This window comes from Alloalcanivorax xenomutans, from assembly GCF_900217905.1.
Taxonomy (GTDB): Bacteria; Pseudomonadota; Gammaproteobacteria; order Pseudomonadales; family Alcanivoracaceae; genus Alloalcanivorax; species Alloalcanivorax xenomutans.
The window spans coordinates 146336-168811 of the sequence record NZ_OBMO01000011.1; the positions used below are offsets into that span (position 1 = coordinate 146336).

Sequence of the window (22476 nt, forward strand, 5' to 3'; positions counted from 1 at the left end):
TCCCAAGACAGTAACGATAAGAAAAACGGGCCACCGCTTCCGTGAGGAAGAGAGGGGCGGCCACGCTCCATGGTAATCCATTAACTGGCTCGGGTAACCGCGGTGACGGGAACCTTTGGCGCCAGAGCCTGAATGTGATCTGGCGGGAGTGTGTAATCTTTGTATAATGCGGATGCAAATCATTCCTGTTTATTGCCTGTTATCATTCAGGAGACTTTATGGCTAGCCGATCCGGTAACACACAACAACGGCGGGGATGGGGCCCGCGTCATCCTCTGGTTTGGGCGGTGACCGCCGCCATGATCAGCGGCCCGGCCTGGGCTCAGGACAGCTCCGGGACGCAGCAACTGGACACCGTGGAGGTGGGCGCCGAGAGCGGTAGCGCCTTGGGGGAAGGGGACTTTGGTTACGTGGGACAACGCAGCCTCACGGCTACCAAGATTGATACCCCGGTGAGCGAGACCCCGAGGGCCATCTCCATTGTCACCCGTGAACAAATGGAAGACCGTGCCTCGATCAGTATCGCCGATGCCCTGCAATACACACCCAGCATCCAGGCGAACTATTTCGGCGAGGACAACAAACAGGACTGGTTTGTCATCCGTGGTTTTGATCAGGCCAATAACGGCTTGTATCGCGATGGTACCCGGGTCTATTCGTACGGCTTCTATAGCTGGCAGATCGATCCCTTTGGTCTGGAGCGGGTGGAGATTCTGCGTGGCGCGCCGTCCGCCTTGTACGGACAGAACCCTCCAGGCGGTGCCATCAACACCGTCAGCAAGCGCCCGCGCTCTTATTCCAGCGGCTATGTGGGGTTGGAGTATGGCAGCTACGACCGTAAACAGTTGTCCGTGGACGTTACCGGGCCGGTGGGGGATGGCCATGCCTACCGCCTGGTGGCGTTAAGACGTGAGAATGAAACCCGGGTGGACGATGTGGATGCCGAACGCACCTTGATCGCGCCATCTTTCAAAGCCGCGTTGGGAGAGAATACCGATCTGACCCTGCTGGCTTCCTATCAAAAAGACGATTCCGACCCCTATCTGCAGTTCCTGCCCACCAGCGGGGTGATCACGCCGAACCCGAATGGCGAGATTGATGATGACGTGGCCGTTGGTAATCCGGACTATGAAAAATTCGAGCGTGAGCAAGCCACGCTTGGATACGAATTCGAGCACCGTTTCAGCGACAACACCAGGTTCCAGCAGTACACCCGCTATCAGCACATGAAGATGGATCTGCGGCAGATGTACTCCCTGGGTTATATGCCCAATTCCGGCGACTCCCAGCTACTGCGTGGGCTGTCCGATGAGGAAGGCGACGCCGATGGGATCAACGTGGATAACCGGCTGATCCATAAGTGGAGTTTCAACGGTATCGATCATACCCTGTTGTTGGGGCTGGATTATCAGAGTCTGTCCATTGACGGCAAAAGCTATGGCAACCCGGTCATGGGCTACGAAGCGGCGCCTGGCTTTTATACGCCAGCAATGCTCAACCCTTACGATCCCCGCTATCGGGATGCGCACTCGTTGGTACCGTTGCGGTGCGATTTTTCCACCGGTGCTTGTCAGCTCGAAGCTGACCGGCAAGACAGGGAAATCGATTTCTATCAGGCTGGTGCCTACCTGCAGGACCAAATGAAGTTCAACGACCGTTTTATCTTCCTGTTCGGTGTTCGTTTCGATCACGCCACACAGGAATACAAAAACAAGACGCTTACCACGCGGCAGAAGACGCGAAACGAGGAGTGGACCACCAGCACCGGTCTGGCGTACCTGTTTGATAATGGAGTAACGGCTTACGCCAACTACTCCCAGTATTTCCTGCCGGTACGAATCGAAATCGCCAGGGAGGGTACTAACGAGGCCAAACCGGAATCTGGCGATAATGTCGAACTGGGCCTCAAGTATCAGCCGCATGGTTTCGACGGCTACTTCAATATGGCGCTGTTCCAGGCTACCAAGGAAAACATGGCCACGGGGGCCGCGCTTACCTTGCAGCAGATCGGCGAGGTCGAGAACAAAGGGGTGGAACTGGAGGCCGTGGCCAACATTACGCCCAGTTTCAGCGTGATCGCCAACGCCACCTTCATGGACCCGGAAATCAAGGAGAACGGTAACGCGGCCCAGGAAGGCAACCGTCCGGAGCAGGTGGCGAAGACCCTCGCTTCCGCCTGGGCCAAATACAGCTTCCTTGAAGGGCCGATGAAAGGGGTTTCCGTGGGTACCGGGGTGCGTTATGTCGGTGACACCTATGGCGATAACGACAATACCCGCGAGCATCGCGTGCCGTCGTTCACGCTTTGGGACGCCACGGTGAGCTATCAGTGGCGGGACTGGAAATTCCAGGTGGCGGCCAAGAATCTGGCCGATAAGGAGTATGTTGCCACTTGTTCCGGCGCCTATTATTGCTGGTACGGGGATCGCCGTAACGTTATCGGCAGCGTGAGCTATGCCTGGTAGCACGGTACATTGATCCGGCTGGGTGTCTGCTAGTGCGCTGATTTCACCAGTTGAACGGGGCGCCGGCTCTTCACCTGACCGCCGGTTATCGCTATGGTGCGGAGGTTTCGCCCGGGATCACCGGGGCACCGGCGAGAGGAACTCGATGCACATTCATATTCTGGGTATTTGCGGTACCTTCATGGGATCGCTGGCGCAGCTGGCCCGGGCCCAAGGGCACCGGGTCACCGGTGCCGATCAGAACGTCTATCCGCCGATGAGCGATCAACTGGCCGCCGCCGGTATCGACATCACCGCGGGCTATGACCCGTCGCAACTGGAGCCGGCGCCGGATCTGGTGGTGATCGGCAATGCCCTGAGCCGTGGCAATCCGGCGGTGGAAGCGGTGCTGGATCGTGGTTTGCCGTACACCTCCGGGGCACAGATGCTGGCGGAAGTGGTGTTGCCCGGACGCTGGGTGTTGGCGGTGGCCGGTACCCATGGCAAGACCACCACCAGCAGCATGCTGGCCTGGATTCTGGAACACGCGGGATTGAATCCCGGTTACCTGATCGGTGGCGTGCCGGCCAACTTCGGTGTTTCCGCCCGTCTGGGCGAGAGTCCGTTCTTCGTGGTCGAGGCGGACGAGTATGACACCGCGTTTTTCGACAAGCGCAGCAAGTTCGTTCACTACCGTCCGCGCACCGCCATTCTCAATAATCTGGAGTTCGACCACGCCGATATCTTCGCTGATCTGGCCGCGATCCAGACCCAGTTCCACCATCTGATCCGCACCATTCCCGCCCAGGGCAGGATCATTCTGCCGCAAGGAGAACCGGCTCTGGAGGAGACCCTGGAAAAAGGGTGCTGGAGTGAGCTGGAACGTTTCGGCGAAGACGCCGATCCCGGTTACCGTCTGCTGGCGGAGGACGGCTCCGCCTTCGAGGTGCTGGAAAACGGCCGGGTGGTGGGCCGGGTGAACTGGTCGCAAACTGGCCGCCATAGTGTCAACAACGGCATGGCGGCGTTGTTGGCGGCGCGGCATGTGGGCGTGACGCTGGCCCAGGGGGCGGAGGCGTTGAGTGAGTTCCAGGGCGTGAAGCGCCGCATGGAGCTGCGTGGCGAGATAGCGGGCGTGCACGTTTACGACGATTTCGCCCATCATCCCACCGCCATCGCCACGACGCTCGACGGGCTGCGGCGCAAGGTCGGTGAGCAGCGCATCGTGGCGATCATCGAACCGCGCTCCAATACCATGCGCCTGGGCCGTCATCGCGATACGCTGGCACAAAGCACCAGCGCCGCCGACCAGGTGATCTGGTACCAGCCGCCGGGTCTGGACTGGTCTCTGGATGAGGTGGTGGCGCAGTCACCGGTACCGGCACGGGTGGAGCAGGATCTCGATGCGCTGGTGGCGGCGGTGGCCGCCAGTGAGCGCGGCCCCTGCCATCTGGTGGTAATGAGCAACGGCGGCTTTGGTGGCATCCACGGCAAGCTGCTGGACGCGCTGGATGCGGCACGGTCCTGAAGGGGAGAGAGCGCGATGCGACAACGGATCACCCTGGCGTTCACCGGCGCTTCCGGCGCCCCTTACGGGTTGCGCTTGCTGCAATGTCTGCTGGAAGCGGACTGCGAGGTCTACGTCTTGCTGTCGAAGGCGGCGCGGGTGGTGATCGGTACCGAGACCGATCTCAAGCTGCCCGCCGGCACCGGTGCCGCGGAGACCGCATTGCGGGACTGGAGCGGTACCGATAAGGGCCGTCTGGTGGTCTGTGGCCTGGAGCAGTGGACCGCGCCGGTGGCGTCCGGCAGCGGCGCGCCGGCGGCCATGGTGGTGTGTCCCTGTTCCACCGGCACGCTGTCCGCCATTGCCAATGGCGCCAGCGATAATCTGATTGAACGGGCCGCGGATGTGGCCATCAAGGAACGCCGCCACCTGATCCTGGTGCCCCGGGAAGCGCCGTTATCCGCTTTACACTTGGAAAATATGCTGAAGCTGGCGCGGCTGGGCGTCACCATCCTGCCGGCGGCGCCGGGCTTCTACCATCGCCCGCGGCGAGTGGAGGATCTGGTGGACTTCGTGGTGGCGCGTCTGCTGGATCACCTGGGCGTGCCGCAGACGCTGGTGGCGCGCTGGGGAGAGAAAGGGGAATAGGATAGTTCGCTGGCACGCAACGTGTTCGTCGGTTTCTGTTCGGCAAATAGGGTGCCACGAAGCCGCTGTGGGAGCTTGCCCGCAAGCGAATATTGCAAACGCCTGGCAAGCCCCCTTCGCTTGCGGGCAAGCTCCCACAGCGGCTTCGTAGTGTGATCCGTGGGAGCCAGCCTGCTGGCGAATGGCGCTAACGTGGTGGTCCTTACAGCGTGTAATTGATCGGAATCCGCACCGCCACCGGATCGCTTCCCAACTGGGCCGGGGGGGGCGGGAAGCGCAGCCGGCGTACCAGTTCCAGGGATTGCTGATCGAGAATGCGGCTGTTGGAGCTGCCCACCAGTTCCACATTTTCCGCGCGGCCCTGGGCGTTGACCCGGAAACTGACTTCCACTTCACCCTGTTGCCGGCGCATGCGTGCCCGGGCCGGGTAGACCTTGTTGTACTCGATGGTATCCCGCACCTTGCCGAGATAGCGGTTCAGAGCGTTGTCGTTGTCACCGCTGCGATGAACGCCCTTGCCGATTTCCCCGGCGATGCCTTTCTGGCCCTTGGGTTGAGGCGCTCCGCCCGCCACCTGTTCGGTTGGCTCCGCGTCCGGTTCCGCTTCGGGAGAACCGGCGGGTTCGGCCCGTGGTTCAGGGGCGGGTTCCGGCGCGGGCTTCGGCTCCGGTTTGGGGGCCGGCTTCGGCTCGGGCCTGGGTTCCGGTTTCGGTTCGGGTTTGGGCTCCGGCTTGGGTTTGGGCTTTGGTTTCGGCTTCGGTTTGGGCTCGGGTTTGGGTTCCGGCTTGGGCTTGGGCTCGGGCTTCGGTTGCGGTTTGGGTTCCGCCTGAGCCACTTGAGGCGCTGGTGCCGGCGGTGCCGGATTGGGCGCCAGCGACAACGTCATGGCCTGCTGACCACCCTGAATGCCCACGCGACCGCCGGCCAGGGTGAGCGAATTCACCGTCACCAGCAGGCTGCCGTGAACCAGGATCGCGAGGGCCCAACTAATGATCAGTCGTATACTTCGCCTCACGGAGTGTTCTCGCTCTGGGTTACCAAACGAACTTCTTCCACACCCAGGTCCCGCAGTTTGCCCAGGTTTTCGCGCAATACGCTGAGTGGCACGCCGGCATCGGCCAGCAGACGTACCAGCGGTAATGTCGTTTCTTGCCCGCCCTCGGCGGCGGGTGCCGCCGGGATTTCCGCGGCGCCGTTTGCGGCCGCTTTGTCAGCCGCCTCCTTTTCCCGCTCCGCCTGATGCTTGGCGATCAACGTGGCGAGGCTGGCCTCGGCCACCGGCTCGCCGTCATGGAACAGCACGCCTTGCTTATCCAGAATCAACATCAACTGGCTGGGGTCTTCCTCGGTGGCGGCCTCGGCGCTGTTTGGCGCGGTCACATCCACGGTGGGGCGTGGCGCCAGCTGGCCGGCCACCATGAAGAAAATCAACAGAAGAAAGACCACATTGATCAGCGGCAGCACCGGCTCCAGCGGTGGCCGGCGAGGGCTGTTGTCTTCCAGATTCATGGCAGCAGCTCCAGCTGCACTTCCTTGAGGCCGGCGGCCCGGGCCACGTCAACGGCGGCAAGGGCGGCCTGCAAAGGCGCGTCCGGGTCGCCGGTGATCAGCACGGCTTCGTCGTGGCCGGCCAGCCTTTCACCCAGTTGTTCAAGGGACAATGCTTCGCCGTTCCAGTCCACCTTGCCTTCCGCGTTGACGTGCAACTCCAGCCAGGTTTTGTCGTCCTGCCGTTCCACGGCTTCGCTGGGTACCACACTCACCGGCAGGTCCTTCCAGGCCCCGAAGCGGGTGGCCAGCATGAAGAACACCAGCAAAATAAAAACCACATCGATCAGTGGTGTGAGACTGATAGCCGGCGAACGGTGACGTTCGGGCTCAAGATACATGGGCGATACGGGCCTCGCTGCTGGGAACACTGTCCCGGGTCGGAGCGCTGCTGTCCTGGTCGAGGCGGCGGCGTTGTACTTTCAGCTGGGACAGGCGGTCCTGCAGTTTTTCCCGGCACACCTCAATGGTGCGGTCCGCCCAGTGGAAGGCGGCCAGGGCCGGAATCGCCACGGTCAAACCCGCGGCGGTGGTCAGCAGTGCTTCCCAGATACCGCCGGAGAGAATCGCCGGATCCACCTGGGAGCCGGCCTGTTCCAGAGCCTGGAAAGCGCCGATCATGCCGAATACGGTACCGAGCAGCCCCAACAGCGGCGCCAGCGCGCTGATCACCTCGAGAATCCGCAGCCCGCCACGCAACTCATCCAGGGATTCGCGGGCGCGGCGCAGACAGTCTTCTTCCCAGCTTTGCTCGTCCATATCGCGCTGGTTCCAGGAGGTCAGCACCACCTGGTCGATGGGCGTGCGGCCCGGCTTTTGTTGGGCCGGAATTTCACCACGCTCCAGGCTCGCCAGCAGGGCATCCGCCTGGCGGCTTGCCTTGGGGCGCACACGGGCGAACTGCAGTATCTTGGAAATCAGGGTGGCCAGGCCGATCACGGACATCAGGCCAAGCACCCACATGGTGATACCACCGGAAACGAACCACTCGGGAAGGTGAAACTGCAGAGAAGAGGTCATCGCCGAACTCCATCGTGGAAAAGGCGGATATCGTCGTCGACCGGGGCGTACTAAAGCGGATAACGGCACCAGGGGCGCCGTAACGGGACGATATCTCAGTGTGCGGGCGAGTCTAGCACTTCGCACAGTGAATGCAAGTCATTCCTATTTACAGGAATGTGACGATGGATAGGCTGTTTCAATAAGTGCGGAAGATGAGGGAGAGGGGGAGGCGCCCGGTGGGCGCCTCCCCATGAGGTTATTGCTTGATCAGGGTGTAGTTGAGTTCGGACTCGATGCGATCGCCGTTGATATCCAGCATTTCCAGCGCATTCAGCGCGGTTTCCAGGTAGCGCAGCTGGCTTTCGACATCCTCGGACTCCGGATTCAGCACCACGGTGCGATAAGCGGTACCGTCCATTTCCTTATTGCCATAAGTCCACTGGCCGCGCTCAACTTCGGTATGACCCACGCGGGAACTGTCCATGTACTCTTCACGCAACTCGTATTGGGTCGGACGGTCTTTCTCGTCGCTGTACAGGGTCAGGGAGGTACGGATCCCGGAGCAGTCCGCGCAGGGCAGCATGCCGCTGTACAGGGCTTTGTCCGCCTGAGGGTTGGAGGGAGTGGAAGAACAGCCCGCCAGTACCAGACCGGAGGCCAGACCAAGAGTAAGCAAAATCTTTTTCATGCTTCTATCTCCATATAGATCAAGCGTTATGTGATCCTAGTCGATTAGAAGCTGCCGGTGTGAACACGTTCACGCTTTTAACAGTCTTTAACCAGCGCGGGGCCGGGAGGGAAAGGACAGCGGGTCGCGCCGGCTAATCGCGGCGGCGGGCATGGATTCTCTGGGCCACTTCGATGACCGCGATGGCCACCGCCAGGGCGATGAAAAAATACAGCAGAATCATGGATCCCCACTTCATGGCTATGGCCGGAATACACCCCCTGGTCAGGAACTGACCTGAATAGGATGTTAGGGTGTGACCAAAACTAAGCATAACGTCTTATGTATGGATGGCCATAGCAAAGTGCGGGGAATGGGCACTGGAGCACATTCCCCCAGGGACGATCAACCGAGCGGTTTCAGAGACCCGCCACGTTCCTCCGCCTTGCGGTAGGCGGGGCGGTTTTCCAGCCGTTCAATGAATGCCCGGATGTTGGGCATGTTCCCGGGCGCGCGGGCCAGCGCCGCCTGCAGCGGGAAGCTCATCTGGATATCGGCGGCGCTGAACTCGTCGCCGGCGAACCAGACATGTTCGCCAAGATGGCGCTCGACGAAGCCCAGATGATCGCTGAGGCGAGGGTCCAGGAAGCCCTGATTCAGTCCCTGGCTGATTTTCCTGGCCACCGGGCGGATAAAGAACGGCATCGGTGATTGTGGCACCCGGGAGAACACCAGCTTCATCACCAGCAGCGGCATCAATGACCCCTCGGCGTAGTGCAGCCAGTATTGGTAGGCTTCGCGGCCGGGAGCGCCCGGTTCCGGGCGGAAGCGGCCCTGGCCGTAATGGTCCAGCAGGTATTCAAGAATGGCGCCGGACTCGGCCACCACCCGGTCATCGTCCTGCAGTATCGGCGCTTTACCCAGGGGATGAATTTCGCGCAGGCTTTCCGGTGCCAGCATGGTGACGGGGTCGCGCTTGTAATGGATGATTTCGTAGGGGAGGCCGAGTTCTTCCAGAAGCCAGAGAACCCGCAGGGAGCGGGAGTTTTCCAGGTGGTGAACAGTGATCATTGGGATGCTCCGGACCGTGGCGTGACAATGTCAAAGCCCGGAGCATAGCAGAGACGGGGTGAACGGGGTTATCGGCCGCCGCCGGCGGAAGCCGCGGTGACCCGGCTGGCGTCGGTGCCTGGTTCCACCAGGGTGTGCACGGCTTTCAGCACCTCATCCAGTACCGCTCGGGACTTCCAGGCGCTGCGATCGTTGATCATGGCCGCCACCGCCCAGGTGGTATTGTTCTGGTCGCGGGTAAAGCCGGCGATGGACCGCACATTCCTCAGCGTGCCGGTCTTGATATGGCCCTCGCCCACCAGAGCGGTATTGCGCAGCCGGTTACGCATGGTGCCATCCATGGCCACCAGCGGCAGCGAGGCGATCAACTCGGCGGCGAACGGGCTGCGCCAGGCCTGTTGCAGCATCAGGGCCTGTTGGTGAGCGGTGATACGCTCCACACGGGACAATCCCGAGCCGTTTTCCAACACCACTTGACTGATGTCGATACCCTTCAGCCGCATCCATTCTAGGATGGCCCGGTCGGCCGCCGCCAGGTCGTCCTTGTCCCCGGCCAGCCGGTTCTCGGCGCCGATGGTCAGGAACAACTGGCGGGCCATGATGTTACTGCTCCATTTATTGATGTCGCGCACCATGGTGACCAGATCCGGCGAGGAGGTGGTCACCAGCAGCTTGGCGCCCCGTGCCAGCCGGCCGGTGCGGTCGCGGCCGGACAGGGTACCGCCCATTTCCCGCCACAGGCCGCGGATCAGATTGGCGGTGTAGTCTTCCTGGGACATCAGCGACAGGTAGCGGTCGGCGCGGCAGTTCTCCGGCAAGGCGCCGGTGATGGTAACTGTGATCTTGCGGCGGTCGGAAAAGTCCGGCTCATACTGTAGCGCCTTGGAATTGTGCACCGGACAACGACCCCGCTCGGGTGCGGTGACTTGATTGTCGATAACGATCTTGCTGACCGGCGGCTCGGTGCTGACATGCACTTTGCCATCCCGGCTCATCATGCGAATGCGGAACACATTCAGATTGGTGAGCAGGGCACTGGGCTCCACCAGATAGGGCGCGTAGGGATTGTCGCCATCGTCATTGAAATGGGGGATGCCGTTGGGCAGATGGAAGTAGCTGCCGTCGAGCACCAGATCACCGCGAATATGCTTGATGCCCATGGCGCGCAGGTCGCGCAGCAGCAGCCACATACGTTCCAGGGTCAGCTTGGGATCGCCGACACCGACGTAGTAAAGGTTACCTTTGAGCGTGTCGCCCTTCTGCTCGCCGTCGGTGTACAGCCGGGTGTGCCACTGGAAGTTGGGGCCAAGCAGTTCCAGAGCGGCGTAAGTGGTGACCAGCTTCATGGTGGAACCCGGATTCATTTGCTCATCGGCATTGACGAAGCGGGGCTCGCCGGGACCGTCCAGGGGAATCGCCGCCAGTGACAGGGATTCTTCCGGCAATTTCCGTTCCTGCAGGCTTTCATAGATGCTGTCGGCCCAGGATTCGGCGCCGGCCGGGGATATGGCGACAAACATCAGAAACAGTGACAACCAGAACGGACGGCAAGTCATGGTCAATGCGGGCTCCCTTGAATACTGCATACGGATCCTCTGTCATGGGCAGCGGATCGGGGCTTCCTTGGCGCGGCGACGGCTGGGGACCCGTGCGGCCACGTTAATACGGATTGGTATAAACTATACGAATTGCCGGTCACGGTCAGTGGCAAGCCGGGCCGCACTTTGTAAAACCTTAGAGCCTGTTTGGGACCTTCACGTCACTGTGCGACCCAAAGGGCCGGGCCTCGCTTTCTTTCGGTCCACAGCGGCTTCGTAGCCCCTTCCGTGCCAGCGATAAACGGGATCCCGGAAGACCTCCGTACAGACCCGTGCCCCGATGGAGAGACTCATTCCCGCCAAACCGTGATTACGCGTGTTCATGTAGAATGACTACACTGCGCAACCGGAATCACGACCTGATGACCTTATGACCACCTTGCTGTTGAATCTGCGCCGGGTACCGGACGACGAGGCGGACGAAGTCCGCGCGTTGCTGGAGCGGCATGACATTCCTTTCTATGAAACCACCCCCAGCCTTTGGGGCGTCTCCGCCGGTGGGATCTGGCTGACCCGTCCGGAGGATCGGCAGCGGGCACGGGCACTGATGGCGGAGTACCAGCAAGAGCGGGGCCAGCGGCAACGGGCCGCCTATGAGGAGGCCCGCCGTCTGGGGACCGCACCGACCCTGTGGCGCCGATTGCGGGAACAGCCGGTACAGGCGCTGGCCATGTTGCTGGCGGTGATCGCGCTATTGCTGATCACGCTGCTGCCGTTTTTGACCCTTTGATTTCAGGTGGTGGCGGGCACCGGTCTCGGTGTAAGCCGGGAGGCCATGACCATCAGGATCAGCACGCCCACGGCCATGACCGCCCAGGCATAGGAGAGAGCGCTTAGCTGTTCGCGCAGTATTCCGGCGACCAGTGGCATGGTGCTGGCAATGATGTAGCCGCCACCTTGCACGAAGCCCATCAGGGTGCCGGCCTCGGCGGGATTGGCGGCATGGTCCATGGTCACGATCAGCGATGACGGGAACAGGGCGCCGATGCCCAGGCCGAGCACGATGACCACCGGCAGTGCCAACGGTATCGGCGCCAGTATCAGGCCGGCCAGGCCGGCGAGAACAAGCGACAGCACCACCAGCAGCGGACCGCGCCGGTCCGGGAAGCGGCCGATCCAGGCGGAGACAGCCAGTCCGGCGGCAACTTCCGCCAGGGTCAGCAGCCCCAGCAGCAGGCCACCCTGATTGGCGCTCAGGCCCAGTTCCACGTAATAAGGCGGCAGCCAGGCCAGTACCAGGGTATAGGCGCCGGTGCCAATGCCGAAGAACGTCATTAGTAGCCAGGCGCGGGGGGAATGGATCGGCAAGGATACTCTGGTGGCATCCACTGGCGCCGCGTGGGCGGAAGCGGCAAGCCACCACAGCACGGCGGCCAGGAAGGCCGGCAGGGCCCAGATGGCCAGGGCGCCGGGCCAGCCGAGGCTGCCGCTGAGGGGAGAGGTGCTGGCGGCGGCGAAGGCCGCGCCGCCCATGATGCCGCAGCTGTACAATCCCATGACCATGCCGATACGGGTGGGGAAAACGCGCTTGATGAAAGCGGGAAGCAGGGCCTGGATCAGAGCGATGCCCAGGCCGCCCAGGGCGGCACCAAGAATCAGGCTGCCGCCATCGTGCCGGATCAGGCGCGACCCGCAGGCCAGGGCGATGATTATAATGCCGAGGGTGACCCCCCTGAATTCCCCCAGTTGCCGTTGCAGGGCACCGGCCAGCAGGGCGCAGACGCCCATCGCCAGGACCGGCAGAGTGGTAAGCAGGCCGGCGCCGCTGTCCCCAAGGCTGGTGGCGGCCTGGATATCGTCCAGCACCGGGCCCACGGCGGCGAGAATCGGCCGCAGATTGAGGCCGGTTAGGACGATGGCCAACAGCAGTATCAGGGTGCTGGCGGGACGTGCGGGAATAGCGGAAGGCATGATCGTTGCAATTTTGTCTTCGGGATAAGTATCTTAACATAAAGATACTTATTTGAAGAACCATCAAGATTGAAGAATCACCAGGACCAGAGAGCCACTATGAAAGATCGAGCGGAATGGGCGGGGGAACAGTGGCGGCGGGAGCGGCCGGATGTGGACCCGTTCCCGATGCAGATATTGGGGCGCTTCGCGGAGTTGGCCCAGCGTATCGAGCGGGATCACTTGAATCCCTTGTTCGCCGACCACGGATTGCGGCCCGGGGAGTTCGATGTGCTCGCCACGCTGCGCCGTTCCGGGACACCCTATGCATTGACGCCGACGGCCCTGTACGAAGCCCTGATGATCACCTCCGGTGGCATGACCAACCGGGTGGACCGGTTGCAGAAAGCCGGATTGGTGGAGCGCCGCAAGCACCCTTCGGATCGGCGCGGGGTCTTGGTGACCCTGACCGGGGAAGGGTTATCCCTGATCGACCGGTTGATGCCGTTGCACGTGGACAATGAGCGGCGTGTTCTCAGTGGGCTGGGACCGGACGACCAGCAGCGCCTGTATGCGCTGCTGGGAGGGCTGCTGGAAGGCCTGGAAAAAGAAGGCGGTTGATGCGCCTCAGGCCGGGTGGGCCAGATCGTCGGGGTCGCCGACATTGACGCCTTTGTGCTGCAGATCGGCGTGGTAGGAACTGCGCACCATCGGGCCGGAAGCGATGGAGGTGAAGCCCATCTTGCGGCCTTCCTCGGCGAACATCTTGAAATCGTCCGGGTGCACGTAGCGCTCCACCGGAGCATGGAAGCGACTCGGCTGCAGGTACTGGCCGATGGTGATCATGTCCACATCGTGGTCGCGCAGATCCCGCAGGGTTTCCAGTACCTGATCGTTGGTTTCGCCCAGGCCGACCATGATGCCGGATTTGGTGGGCACATCCGGGCGGCGGGCGCCGAACTGCCGCAGCAGCTTCAGGGAATGCTCGTAACGGGCCCCCGGCCGGGCTTTCTTGTACAGGTGCGGCACGGTTTCGATGTTGTGGTTGAACACATCCGGTGGCGTCGCATCAAGGATATCGAGCGCATCCTCCAGGCACGGGCGGAAGTCCGGCGTCAGGATCTCGATCTTGGTGTCCGGGCTGGTGGCGCGGATCTCGCGGATACAGTCGGCGAAGTGGCCGGCGCCGCCGTCGGCCAGATCATCCCGGTCCACCGAGGTGATGACCACGTATTTCAGGGCCAGATCGGCCACTGACTCGGCCAGGTGACGGGGCTCTTCCGGGTCCAGCGCGTTGGGACGGCCGAAGCCCACGTCACAGAACGAACAGCGGCGGGTGCAGATATCGCCCATGATCATGAAGGTGGCGGTGCCGCCGCCGAAACATTCCGGCAGGTTGGGGCAGGACGCCTCTTCACACACGGTGTGCAGTTTCTGCCGGCGCAGCATGCTCTTGATACGCTGGATCTCGCCGTTGGCGGGCACTCGCACCCGGATCCAGTCCGGCTTGCGCTCGCGTACCGGCGCTTCCTCGTTAACCATGGGAATGGTGCGGACCTTGTCGGCGCCACGCAGCTTGTCGCCGATACGGACTTTCTGTTTTGCCGGACGTTTCGCCTGTGCTTCGCTCATCTGTTCTCTCGCGTTGGCGTGTAGGCGCCTTTTGGGCGCTTGCTCAATGTCATCAGGGCCGGGTAGGCCTCCGTTACCGCTGAAGCCGTCAGGCCTCGGGTTTCCGCTGGGGTAAAGTGTACCAGTCCGGTGGCGGTGCTGTCCGGGGCTCAAGCCCCAGGCGGTGGGCGAGAATCGTAACCAGATCCTCTTCCACCTGCTGCCGGGTCAGTGTCAGGCCTTCGGCGGCCAGGCTGGTCATGGGCTGGCCGGCGTAGCCGCATGGGTTGATGCGCTGCCAGGGCGTGGCGTCCGCGTCCCGATTCAGCGCCAGGCCATGATAGCTGCCCTTGCGGCGAATGCGCAGGCCCAGTGAGGCGATCTTGGCGCCGTTCACGTAAACGCCAGGGGCGTCCGTGCGATTGACGGCCTTGATGCCCTGCGCCGCCAGATAGTCCACCACCGCTTGTTCGATGGCGTTGACCAGCCCACGGCTGCCCAGTCCCAGACGCCGCACATCGAGCATCAGATAGACCACGGTCTGGCCGGGACCGTGGTAGGTGACCTGGCCGCCGCGATCACTGCGCACCACCGGGATATCACCGGGGTTGAGCACGTGTTCAGGCTTGCCGGCCTGGCCCAGGGTGTACACCGGGGGGTGTTCCAGCACCCACAGTTCATCCGGCGTGCTGTCATCCCGTTGCTCGGTGAAATCCCGCATGGCCCGCCAGCAGGTATCGTAATCCGCCTGTGGCAGATAGCGGACGAGCAGGTTCATCGGCACGCTCCGGTTCGTGTTACAGGGTGATTTTCACATGGGGGCAGGCGTTCAGTTCCCGATACAGGGCTTCCACCTGTCCTTTGTCCTGAACCGTGATGCGGGCGGTGAGGGCAATGAAATTGCCACGGCTGCTGGGGCGGGCGCTGAGGTTGCGCGGACGGTCGAATTCCTGCTCCAGCACACGCTCGATGATGTCCACCACGGCATCTTCCAGCGGCGCGTCCACGGCGCCCATGACTTTCAAATGCATGGTGTGGGGAAATTCCCAAAGCTCTTCACGGATGGCCATGTCGATTCTCGCTGCGGTGGCGGATACTTACACGCCGCAAAGGCGGCGCTTGAACGCTATATAGTGGCGGGCGAGGATTTTCCAAGTCTCGCCGGGGCGGCCAGAGCCCACCGGGCGGCCGTCCAGGGAGACCACCGGCACCACGTCTCGGGTGGAACTGGAGATCCACACTTCGTCGGCATCGCCCAGTTCGGCCTCGCTGATTTCCCGTTCGCGCAGCGGCAGGTCCTGCGCCCGGCACAGCTCGATGACCAGATCGCGAGTGATGCCGCCGAGAATGGCATGGCTGGCCGGAGGGGTGGCGATTTCGCCGTCCTTGACGATAAAGACGTTGCTGGCGGCGCCTTCGGTGACGAAGCCGTCGTGGATCAGTATCGCCTCGCGGGCACCGGAAGCGATCGCCTGCTGCCGCAGCAAAATATTGGGCAGCAATGATATGGACTTGATATCGCAACGGGCCCAGCGGATATCGTCCAGAGTGATGGCCGCGGCGCCGGTGATCCGGTCCGGGCTGTCCTCCGTCGGCACCGTCAGCGGCGCGGTGCTCATGAACACCGTGGGTGGCACCGGCGGATCGGGAAAGGCGTGATCACGCTTGTCGGCGGCACCGCGGGTGATTTGCAGATACAGTGACAGATTGCCGCCGCCATTGCGCTGAATCAGTTCCTCGCAGCGGCGGCGCCAACCGGTGCGGTCGTGCGGGTTGATCAGGTACAGCGCCGACAGGGAGCGTTCCAGCCGGCGCAGGTGTTCCTCGAAGCGGAACAGCACCCCATTGAAGGCGGGGATCACCTCGTATACCCCGTCGGCGAACAGGAAACCGCGATCCATTGGCGAGATGCGGGCCTGCTCCATGGCCATGAAGGCGCCGTTGAGGTAGACCGTGCTCATCAGAACAGGCCCTTGAAGAACAGCATGATGTGGTCCCAAAGGCGGGAGAAAAAGCCGCCTTCTTCCACGCTTTCCAGCGCCACCAGCGGCGTTTCGCTGATCACTTCGTCGTCCAGACGGATGGTGACCGTGCCGTATTGCTGGCCTTTCTCGATCGGAGCGCGCAGTTGCGGGTTGATCGTCATCTCCGCCTGCAAACGGTCGGCGCTATCCCGCGGCACGGTCAGTTGCACGTCTTTTTCCGGACCCAGACGCACGGTGTCGGCGGCGCCCAGCCAGACATCCGGATTGGCCAGCACGTCGTTGGCGCTGTAGGCCTTGTAGGATTCGAAGAAACGGAACCCGTAAGTCAGCAGCTTTTGCGTTTCCTGAGCGCGGGCCTGTTCGGAGGCGGTGCCCATGACCACGCTGATCAGGCGCATCTCGTCGCGCTTGGCGGAGGCCACCAGACAATAACCGGCTTCGTCGGTGTGGCCGGTTTTCAGGCCGTCGACGGTGGAATCCCGCCACAACAGCAGATTGCGGTTGGTCTGGGTGATGCCGTTGTAGGTGAATTCCTTCTCGGCGTAGATATCGTAGTGTTCCGGATAGTCGTTAATAATGGCCCGGGCCAGCCGTGCCATGTCGTGGGCGGTACTGTGGTGATTCTCCGCCGGCCAGCCGGTGGCGTTCATGAAGTGGGTATCGTTCATGTTCAGGGCCCGCGCCTGTTGGTTCATCAGGTCGGCGAAGGCGTCCTCGGAGCCGGCGATATACTCGGCCATGGCGACACTGGCGTCGTTCCCGGACTGGATGATGATGCCGCGCAGCAGGTCGTCGATGGAGACCTGGGTACCTTCCTTGAGAAAGGTGCGTGACCCCCCCATGCGCCAAGCCTTGACGCTGACTGGCGCCTGGTCCTGAAGCGAAATATTACCGGATTGAATCTCCCGCTCGGCGATATAGGCGGTCATCATCTTGGTCAGGCTGGCCGGGGGCATGGTCTGGTCGGCGTTGTGCTGGACGATAATGTGGCCGCTGCGGGCGTCCATCAAAATATAGCTGCGGGCTTCCACCGAGGGCGCGCGTGGCACGGTGCTCTGGGCCTGCCCGGTCAGCGGCAGCAGCGCCAGACAGGCGGCGGCGAACAAAAAAAAGATATCGCGAAGGGCAATTCTCTGGGTCATGGTTTCCTGCCTGTTAGTACTTCTTGTCGAATCCGGCTCGGGTCCGGATACCGTGATGGCCTGTCTCCAACGTCAACGCAGCCGTGAGGCACGGACCTTGGAAAAAATCACAGGGCCTGAAATATAGGGCCTTAGCGAACCGGCATCGGGTTGCCGAAGCCGGCCTGCTGGCATGCCTGACGGGCCTGTTCCTGGTCGTCCAGACTGGCGAAGGGGCCCAGCCACACCTTGTAGTAGGCGCTGTCCTCCAATTTGCGCACGGTTACCGGCAACTTCAGCCGGTTGCGCAACTGGCGTTCCAGATCACGGGCGCCGTCCAGAGCACGGAAGGCACCGGCCTGGAGATAGAGATCCCCGGATCTGGCCTGGTTCTTACCGGCCTCCGGTGGCGGGCTGTCCAGTGCCGCCCGTACCGCGGTGGGCACGGTGCCCTGACGGCGGCCGCCGGGGCGCTCCTCCGGTGTCAGCGCTTCCACCCTTACATGGCCGGTGCCGTTCTGCTCGATGCCGAGACGAACCGCGGCGGCCCAGGACAGATCGATGATGCGGTCGGAATGGAAGGGACCACGGTCGTTGACCCGCACCACCAGCTGCTTGTTGTTGTCCAGATTGGTGACGCGCACATAAGTGGGCAGCGGCAGGGTGCGGTGGGCGGCGGTGAACCGGTACATGTCATAGGGTTCGCCGCTGGAGGTCCGATAGCCATGGAACTTGCGGCCATACCAGGACGCCAGCCCTTCCTCCTCATAGCCCTCGGAGGAGGGCAGCACATGATAGGTTTGTCCCCACACGGAGTAGGTGGCCGGATTGCCGTATCGGCTCGGCGGCTCGGATTTGGGAACCGGCTCCGGTATCCGCTCGATACTGCTGCGATCCTCGGCGGGCGGCGGACTGTCGGTGCTATGGGCATAACGGTCCGAGCCCGGCGCGCCGGCGGGGTCGCGGGCAGGGGGCTGGGTCGGTGAGGCATCACCGGTGCTCTTTTTGGGGAGACCGGTTGGCGCGTCCTGTGTGGTCGCCGGAGGGGTCAGGCTACAGGCCCCCAGAGCCAGGGCCAACGCACTGATCAGAAGGGCACGCATCAAGACCGGTCCTCTTCCAGCGCATGGGCCAGCTGCCGGGACAGTTGCAGCACCGCCATGGCGTAAAGTTCGCTGTGGTTGTATCGAGTGATCACGTAAAAGTTGCGCGTCACCATCCAGAATTCGTGTCCTTTTTCACCGGTCAGGTCCAGCAGTGCCACCTGGGTGTCATCCGCCAGATCAAAACAGTATTCGCTGCCGAGGGTATCATCCTGGCAGCTCACTGCCACTACGCCGTTTTTCCGGGCCGTGGCGAGACTGAAGGAAGGCTTGTAGCCTTTCTTCGCCAACGCCTGATAGCCCTGACCTTCGATTCTGGCGCGGGCGGCCACCGGCAAGCCGGGCTGCCAGTGGTGGCGATGGAAATAATTTGCAACACTGCCGATGGCGTCGGCGGGGCTGTTGACCAGATCGGTCACGCCATCCTGGTCATAGTCCACCGCGTAGGCCTGGTAACTGGTGGGAATGAACTGCGCCAGTCCCATGGCGCCGGCATAGGAACCGGTGATCTCGCTGGCGTCGATATGGGCCTGGTTTTCCATCTCCATCAGGGCCACCAACTGGCCGCGGAAAAAGGACGCCCGCGGCGGGTAATCGAAGCCCAGGGTGGTCAGGGCGTCCAGCACCCGGTAGGTGCCTTTATGACGGCCGTAATAGGTCTCCACGCCGATGATGGCAAGGATGATCTCACGGGGTACGCCATACTCGGCCTCGGCCCGGGCCAGTTCTTCCCGGTTTTCTCTGGCGAAGGCGACACCGGCGTCAACCCGTTCCTGCTGTAAAAAGATTTTCTGATAACGGGCCCAGGTCATGGTGTGTTCCGCCGGGCGCGCGATGGATTCGAGAATCTTGTCCTGCCGCCGGGCCTGGGACAGCAGCTCCCGGGCCCGTTTTTCGTCCACGCCTTTTTTCACCACTTCCTGGATCAGGGCTTCCGCCTGGGGGTGATCGGCATACCCTTGCTCTTCGGCGAAGGCCGTGGCCGCGGGGAAAACGGCGGCGAGGAAAGCAAAGGGGGGGAGCAGGGCGGACAGTCTTACACCCATGAGTTTCTCCATAAAAACAGGGGGGACGGGGCTGGGGCCATAATATCGAGGTCGGCGAGGTTAAACCATGATCGCGGCGCGCCGCATCGGCGACTGATAAGTGCAGACCATGGAATCCGTCACCGGTTCAGAAGTTGATGAAGCGTCGATGGGTATGGATCGACATCAGCATGCCGAAACTGGCCAGCAGGGTGACGATCGAGGTACCGCCATAACTGACCAGCGGCAGCGGTACCCCCACCACCGGCAGCAGGCCGGACACCATGCCCACGTTGACAAACACGTAGATGAAGAAAGTCATGGTCAGCGCCGCCGCCAACAATCGGCTGAAAGTCTCCTGGGCTTGCCAGCTGATAAAAAAGCCTCGCCCGATGATCACCAAATAGACCGCCAGTAATAGCAGGAACCCGATCAGCCCGAACTCTTCACCAAGCACGGCGAGAATGAAATCGGTGTGGGACTCCGGCAGGAAATCCAGCCGCGATTGGGTCCCGTCCTGCCAGCCCTTGCCGCCGATGCCGCCGGAGCCGATGGCGGTCTTCGACTGGATGATGTTCCAGCCGGCCCCGCGCGGGTCCGCTTCCGGGTTCAGAAAGGTATCCACCCGGGTGCGCTGGTAATCGTGCAGAACGAAGAAATACATCAGCGGCGCGGCCACCACCAGCACCAGCACCGCCAGCCCGATCAGCCGCCAGGACAGCCCCGCCATGAACAGAACCACCAGGCCGGCGGCGGCAATAAGAAGGGCGGTGCCCAGATCCGGCTGCATGGCGATCAGTACCGTCGGCAGAAAGATGAGCACCAGTGATCCGAGCACATTGCGTTTTGACGGTGGCAGAGTGCGGTCGCTGAAGAACCAGGCGACCATGGCCGGCACCGCCAGTTTCATCAGCTCCGCGGGCTGGAAACGGCCGATGCCGGGCAGGCTCAGCCAGCGCTGGGCGCCCTTGGCCTCGGTGCCTACCAGAATCACCAGTGCCAGCAGGACCAGGCCGACGCCGTACACCAGGGGAGCCCAGAAACGGAACGTCCTCGGCGGCAGTTGCGCCAGCACCAGCATCACCAGCAAACCGCCTCCGAAGCGGATGGCCTGGCGGATCACCGTGTCCATGCTGCCGCCGCTGGCGCTGTAGAGGACCGCCAGGCCGCCCAGCATGGTCAACAGAAGGGCCGCCAGCAGCGGCGGGTCCAGATGCAGGCGCGTGGCCACCGGGGTGCGGAAGATGGCATGGCCACCGTTGTCGGTGGTTCTGACAGGATCGACTTGGCTCATGGGGCGGCCGTCCTGGTCGCTTGGGCGGTGGTACTGGCCTGTGTCGGCAACGCATTCTGTATGGGGGGCCGCGCCAGCGGTTCCGGAATATTCAGGTTACCGTCCTCGTCCAGCAGCCAGGCGTCCATCACCTGACGGGCCACCGGGCCGGCCACGGAGCCGCCGTGGCGGCCGTTTTCCACCATCACCGCCACGGCGATGGCCGGGTTCTCCACCGGTGCGAAGGATACGATCAGAGCATGGTCGAGCATGCGTTCCGCCAATTCTTCCTCGTTATAGGTTTCTTCCTGGCCAACCGAAAACACCTGAGCGGTGCCGCTTTTGGCGCCCATATGATAGCGGGCGTCCTTGGCCATGACACGGCCGGTGCCACGGTTGCTGTGGACCACCGCTTCCATGGCGTGCTTCATGCGCTCCCAGTCCCGGGGATCCTTGAGCGTGATATCCGGGCGCAGCGGCGGATGGGTTTCATCGGCGGCCAGGGTGGGTACCACCTGGTGGCCATCGTTGGCCAGGATCGCCGTGGCCACCGCCAGTTGCAGCGGGGTGGTGAGCATGAACCCCTGACCGATACTGGTGTTGATGGTGTCGCCGTGGAACCAGGGTGCGTTACGGGCGGCCCTTTTCCATTCCCGCGAAGGCATATTCCCTTCGGATTCGTTGAGCAGGTCGATGCCGGTGGCCTCGCCGATGGAGAAGCCGACCATGAAATCATGCATGCGGTCGATACCGAGCCGGAACCCCATATCGTAGAAGTAAGTGTCGCAGGATTGCACCACCGCTTTTTCCATATCCACCTGGCCATGCCCCCAGCGCTTCCAGTCCCGGTAACGGTGGGGGTTGCCCTCGAGGCTGAAATAGCCGGGATCGTGGATGGTCCTCTCCCAACTGGTGACACCGGCATCCAGGCCCGCCAGACCGAGCATGGGTTTCACCGTGGAGCCCGGTGGATAACGGCCCTGCAGGGCACGGTTGAACAGCGGGTGATCGTGATCCTGCTGATAACGGGCGTAGTCCTTGTGGGAAATGCCGGTGACGAACAGATTGGGGTCGAAACCGGGGCGGCTGACAAAGGCGAGCACGCTGCCATCCCGGGGATCGATGGCGACCACCGCGCCGCGCCGCTCGCCGAGGGCGTCGTAGGCGGCCTGTTGTACTTTCAGATCCAGGGACAGACGCAGATCGTCACCGGGTACCGGCGGTTGTTCCTCCAGAACGCGCAGGATCCGGCCGCGGGCATTGGTTTCCACCTGACGATAGCCGACCTGGCCGTGCAGCCGATGCTCGTAATAGCGTTCCACACCGGTGCGGCCGTAATAATGAGTGCCGCTGTAGTTACGCTGCTCGGCCAGGGTCATGTTGTCCAGATCCTCGGCACTGAGGCGGTTGACGTACCCGAGCACATGGGAAAACAGGTGGCTGTGAGGGTAGTAGCGCACCGGTGACGCGGTGACCCGGGCGCCGGGCAGCTCGTGTTGATGCACCGCGATGCGGGCGATTTCCTCCTCGGTGAGCCGGCCGCGCAGCGGGATCGGTTCCCACGGGCGGCGGGCGCTGGTGCGGCGCCGCTCGAACCGCTCCAGGTCATCGTCGGTCAACGGGATCAACTGACGAATGCGGTTCAGGGTGTCGTTCAGGTCCGCGCTTTGTTCCACCGCCAGTTCCAGGGTGAAGTCCGGCCGGTTCACCGCCAGGATTTCGCCGTTGCGGTCGGTGATCAGGCCGCGCGGAGGCGACATCGCCTGGGTCAGCACCCGGTTGTTGTCACTAAGGGTGGTGAACCGGCTGTGCTGGGCGATCTGCAGCCAGGCCATGCGCCCGACCAGTACCAGCGACAACACCAGAACCAGCGCTACCGCCACCAGCAGACGCAGGCTGAACAGACGGTGCTCGTGATGGTGGTCCTTGAGGGTCAGCGGTTGGCGCATGTGGATCCTGTGACCGGCTCCGCGCCCGGTCGCC

At 62.6% G+C, this 22476-nt stretch carries 22 protein-coding genes; 5 read left to right on the forward strand and 17 right to left on the reverse strand.

The window, feature by feature from the left end:
- Positions 1-218 precede the first annotated feature (218 nt).
- The 3 genes from CRO06_RS10670 to CRO06_RS10680 all read left to right on the forward strand — a co-directional run bounded on the left by CRO06_RS10670 (position 219) and on the right by CRO06_RS10680 (position 4599).
- Positions 219-2465: a TonB-dependent siderophore receptor gene (locus CRO06_RS10670; RefSeq protein WP_097058413.1), complete on the forward strand. Its 2247-nt coding sequence runs from the start codon at positions 219-221 to the stop codon at positions 2463-2465.
- A 145-nt stretch (positions 2466-2610) separates the two neighbouring features.
- Positions 2611-3972, forward strand: coding sequence for a UDP-N-acetylmuramate:L-alanyl-gamma-D-glutamyl-meso-diaminopimelate ligase (gene mpl, locus CRO06_RS10675; protein WP_022997504.1), 1362 nt, complete (start codon positions 2611-2613; stop codon positions 3970-3972).
- Positions 3973-3987: 15 nt separating this feature from the next.
- Positions 3988-4599, forward strand: coding sequence for a flavin prenyltransferase UbiX (locus CRO06_RS10680; protein WP_022997503.1), 612 nt, complete (start codon positions 3988-3990; stop codon positions 4597-4599).
- A 202-nt stretch (positions 4600-4801) separates the two neighbouring features.
- On the opposite strand, the gene CRO06_RS10685 is transcribed toward CRO06_RS10680, so the two are convergent.
- The 7 genes from CRO06_RS10685 to dacB form a co-directional block, all read right to left on the reverse strand.
- On the reverse strand, positions 4802-5614 hold the full coding sequence (locus tag CRO06_RS10685) for an energy transducer TonB (RefSeq protein ID WP_022996016.1): 813 nt from the start codon (positions 5612-5614) through the stop codon (positions 4802-4804).
- Positions 5611-6108: an ExbD/TolR family protein gene (locus CRO06_RS10690; RefSeq protein ID WP_055098755.1), complete on the reverse strand. Its 498-nt coding sequence runs from the start codon at positions 6106-6108 to the stop codon at positions 5611-5613. The genes CRO06_RS10685 and CRO06_RS10690 overlap by 4 nt, the downstream gene beginning before the upstream one ends.
- Positions 6105-6488, reverse strand: a complete 384-nt coding sequence (locus tag CRO06_RS10695; protein WP_022996018.1) for an ExbD/TolR family protein — start codon at positions 6486-6488, stop codon at positions 6105-6107. The genes CRO06_RS10690 and CRO06_RS10695 overlap by 4 nt, the downstream gene beginning before the upstream one ends.
- Positions 6478-7167: a MotA/TolQ/ExbB proton channel family protein gene (locus CRO06_RS10700; RefSeq protein ID WP_022996019.1), complete on the reverse strand. Its 690-nt coding sequence runs from the start codon at positions 7165-7167 to the stop codon at positions 6478-6480. The genes CRO06_RS10695 and CRO06_RS10700 overlap by 11 nt, the downstream gene beginning before the upstream one ends.
- Before the next feature lie 238 nt (positions 7168-7405).
- Complete coding sequence (locus CRO06_RS10705) at positions 7406-7837, reverse strand: copper resistance protein NlpE (protein WP_022996020.1); 432 nt, start codon at positions 7835-7837, stop codon at positions 7406-7408.
- Between the two features lie 384 nt (positions 7838-8221).
- A complete protein-coding gene (locus CRO06_RS10710; protein ID WP_022996022.1) occupies positions 8222-8887 on the reverse strand; it encodes a glutathione S-transferase in 666 nt (221 codons plus the stop codon).
- Between the two features lie 68 nt (positions 8888-8955).
- Positions 8956-10443 carry a D-alanyl-D-alanine carboxypeptidase/D-alanyl-D-alanine endopeptidase gene (gene dacB, locus CRO06_RS10715; protein ID WP_080530559.1) on the reverse strand — a complete coding sequence of 496 codons (1488 nt, stop codon included), beginning with the start codon at positions 10441-10443 and terminating at the stop codon, positions 8956-8958.
- 412 nt (positions 10444-10855) lie between these two features.
- Here dacB and CRO06_RS10720 point away from each other — a divergent pair, with 412 nt between their 5' ends.
- Positions 10856-11215, forward strand: a complete 360-nt coding sequence (locus tag CRO06_RS10720; RefSeq protein WP_097058414.1) for a DUF6164 family protein — start codon at positions 10856-10858, stop codon at positions 11213-11215.
- Between the two features lie 2 nt (positions 11216-11217).
- On the opposite strand, the gene CRO06_RS10725 is transcribed toward CRO06_RS10720, so the two are convergent.
- A complete protein-coding gene (locus CRO06_RS10725) occupies positions 11218-12396 on the reverse strand; it encodes an MFS transporter (RefSeq protein ID WP_097058415.1) in 1179 nt (392 codons plus the stop codon).
- A gap of 99 nt (positions 12397-12495) precedes the next feature.
- Between CRO06_RS10725 and CRO06_RS10730 the strand changes: the two genes are divergently transcribed.
- Positions 12496-12996 (forward strand): MarR family winged helix-turn-helix transcriptional regulator, encoded by a 501-nt coding sequence (locus tag CRO06_RS10730; protein ID WP_097058416.1) that lies wholly within the window; start codon positions 12496-12498, stop codon positions 12994-12996.
- A gap of 6 nt (positions 12997-13002) precedes the next feature.
- On the opposite strand, the gene lipA is transcribed toward CRO06_RS10730, so the two are convergent.
- The 9 genes from lipA to mrdA all read right to left on the reverse strand — a co-directional run bounded on the left by lipA (position 13003) and on the right by mrdA (position 22442).
- Positions 13003-14007 carry a lipoyl synthase gene (gene lipA, locus CRO06_RS10735; protein WP_022996027.1) on the reverse strand — a complete coding sequence of 335 codons (1005 nt, stop codon included), beginning with the start codon at positions 14005-14007 and terminating at the stop codon, positions 13003-13005.
- Between the two features lie 88 nt (positions 14008-14095).
- A complete protein-coding gene (gene lipB, locus CRO06_RS10740; protein WP_026949560.1) occupies positions 14096-14764 on the reverse strand; it encodes a lipoyl(octanoyl) transferase LipB in 669 nt (222 codons plus the stop codon).
- Between the two features lie 19 nt (positions 14765-14783).
- A complete protein-coding gene (locus CRO06_RS10745) occupies positions 14784-15056 on the reverse strand; it encodes a DUF493 domain-containing protein (RefSeq protein ID WP_014993439.1) in 273 nt (90 codons plus the stop codon).
- 27 nt (positions 15057-15083) lie between these two features.
- Positions 15084-15947 (reverse strand): D-amino acid aminotransferase, encoded by an 864-nt coding sequence (locus CRO06_RS10750; protein ID WP_097058417.1) that lies wholly within the window; start codon positions 15945-15947, stop codon positions 15084-15086.
- Positions 15947-17113, reverse strand: coding sequence for a D-alanyl-D-alanine carboxypeptidase family protein (locus CRO06_RS10755; RefSeq protein ID WP_022996030.1), 1167 nt, complete (start codon positions 17111-17113; stop codon positions 15947-15949). The genes CRO06_RS10750 and CRO06_RS10755 overlap by 1 nt, the downstream gene beginning before the upstream one ends.
- A 131-nt stretch (positions 17114-17244) precedes the next feature.
- Positions 17245-18195 carry a septal ring lytic transglycosylase RlpA family protein gene (locus CRO06_RS10760; protein ID WP_022996031.1) on the reverse strand — a complete coding sequence of 317 codons (951 nt, stop codon included), beginning with the start codon at positions 18193-18195 and terminating at the stop codon, positions 17245-17247.
- Entirely contained in the window at positions 18195-19241 is a 1047-nt protein-coding gene (mltB, locus tag CRO06_RS10765; RefSeq protein ID WP_022996032.1) for a lytic murein transglycosylase B, read from the reverse strand. Before mltB ends, CRO06_RS10760 begins: the two co-directional genes overlap by 1 nt.
- Before the next feature lie 127 nt (positions 19242-19368).
- Positions 19369-20514: a rod shape-determining protein RodA gene (gene rodA / locus CRO06_RS10770; protein ID WP_022996033.1), complete on the reverse strand. Its 1146-nt coding sequence runs from the start codon at positions 20512-20514 to the stop codon at positions 19369-19371.
- Entirely contained in the window at positions 20511-22442 is a 1932-nt protein-coding gene (gene mrdA, locus CRO06_RS10775) for a penicillin-binding protein 2 (protein ID WP_055098753.1), read from the reverse strand. Before mrdA ends, rodA begins: the two co-directional genes overlap by 4 nt.
- Positions 22443-22476: the final 34 nt, after the last annotated feature.

What these genes read in the sequence shown, in the direction of transcription:
- CRO06_RS10670 (WP_097058413.1), top strand. Translation starts at nt 219, where the DNA reads ATGGCTAGCCGATCCGGTAACACACAACAACGGCGGGGATGGGGCCCG.
- mpl (WP_022997504.1), top strand. Translation starts at nt 2,611, where the DNA reads ATGCACATTCATATTCTGGGTATTTGCGGTACCTTCATGGGATCGCTG.
- CRO06_RS10680 (WP_022997503.1), top strand. Translation starts at nt 3,988, where the DNA reads ATGCGACAACGGATCACCCTGGCGTTCACCGGCGCTTCCGGCGCCCCT.
- CRO06_RS10690 (WP_055098755.1), bottom strand. Translation starts at nt 6,108, where the DNA reads ATGAATCTGGAAGACAACAGCCCTCGCCGGCCACCGCTGGAGCCGGTG.
- CRO06_RS10695 (WP_022996018.1), bottom strand. Translation starts at nt 6,488, where the DNA reads ATGTATCTTGAGCCCGAACGTCACCGTTCGCCGGCTATCAGTCTCACA.
- CRO06_RS10700 (WP_022996019.1), bottom strand. Translation starts at nt 7,167, where the DNA reads ATGACCTCTTCTCTGCAGTTTCACCTTCCCGAGTGGTTCGTTTCCGGT.
- CRO06_RS10705 (WP_022996020.1), bottom strand. Translation starts at nt 7,837, where the DNA reads ATGAAAAAGATTTTGCTTACTCTTGGTCTGGCCTCCGGTCTGGTACTG.
- CRO06_RS10710 (WP_022996022.1), bottom strand. Translation starts at nt 8,887, where the DNA reads ATGATCACTGTTCACCACCTGGAAAACTCCCGCTCCCTGCGGGTTCTC.
- dacB (WP_080530559.1), bottom strand. Translation starts at nt 10,443, where the DNA reads ATGACTTGCCGTCCGTTCTGGTTGTCACTGTTTCTGATGTTTGTCGCC.
- CRO06_RS10720 (WP_097058414.1), top strand. Translation starts at nt 10,856, where the DNA reads ATGACCACCTTGCTGTTGAATCTGCGCCGGGTACCGGACGACGAGGCG.
- CRO06_RS10725 (WP_097058415.1), bottom strand. Translation starts at nt 12,396, where the DNA reads ATGCCTTCCGCTATTCCCGCACGTCCCGCCAGCACCCTGATACTGCTG.
- CRO06_RS10730 (WP_097058416.1), top strand. Translation starts at nt 12,496, where the DNA reads ATGAAAGATCGAGCGGAATGGGCGGGGGAACAGTGGCGGCGGGAGCGG.
- lipA (WP_022996027.1), bottom strand. Translation starts at nt 14,007, where the DNA reads ATGAGCGAAGCACAGGCGAAACGTCCGGCAAAACAGAAAGTCCGTATC.
- lipB (WP_026949560.1), bottom strand. Translation starts at nt 14,764, where the DNA reads ATGAACCTGCTCGTCCGCTATCTGCCACAGGCGGATTACGATACCTGC.
- CRO06_RS10745 (WP_014993439.1), bottom strand. Translation starts at nt 15,056, where the DNA reads ATGGCCATCCGTGAAGAGCTTTGGGAATTTCCCCACACCATGCATTTG.
- CRO06_RS10750 (WP_097058417.1), bottom strand. Translation starts at nt 15,947, where the DNA reads ATGAGCACGGTCTACCTCAACGGCGCCTTCATGGCCATGGAGCAGGCC.
- CRO06_RS10755 (WP_022996030.1), bottom strand. Translation starts at nt 17,113, where the DNA reads ATGACCCAGAGAATTGCCCTTCGCGATATCTTTTTTTTGTTCGCCGCC.
- CRO06_RS10760 (WP_022996031.1), bottom strand. Translation starts at nt 18,195, where the DNA reads ATGCGTGCCCTTCTGATCAGTGCGTTGGCCCTGGCTCTGGGGGCCTGT.
- mltB (WP_022996032.1), bottom strand. Translation starts at nt 19,241, where the DNA reads ATGGGTGTAAGACTGTCCGCCCTGCTCCCCCCCTTTGCTTTCCTCGCC.
- rodA (WP_022996033.1), bottom strand. Translation starts at nt 20,514, where the DNA reads ATGAGCCAAGTCGATCCTGTCAGAACCACCGACAACGGTGGCCATGCC.
- mrdA (WP_055098753.1), bottom strand. Translation starts at nt 22,442, where the DNA reads ATGCGCCAACCGCTGACCCTCAAGGACCACCATCACGAGCACCGTCTG.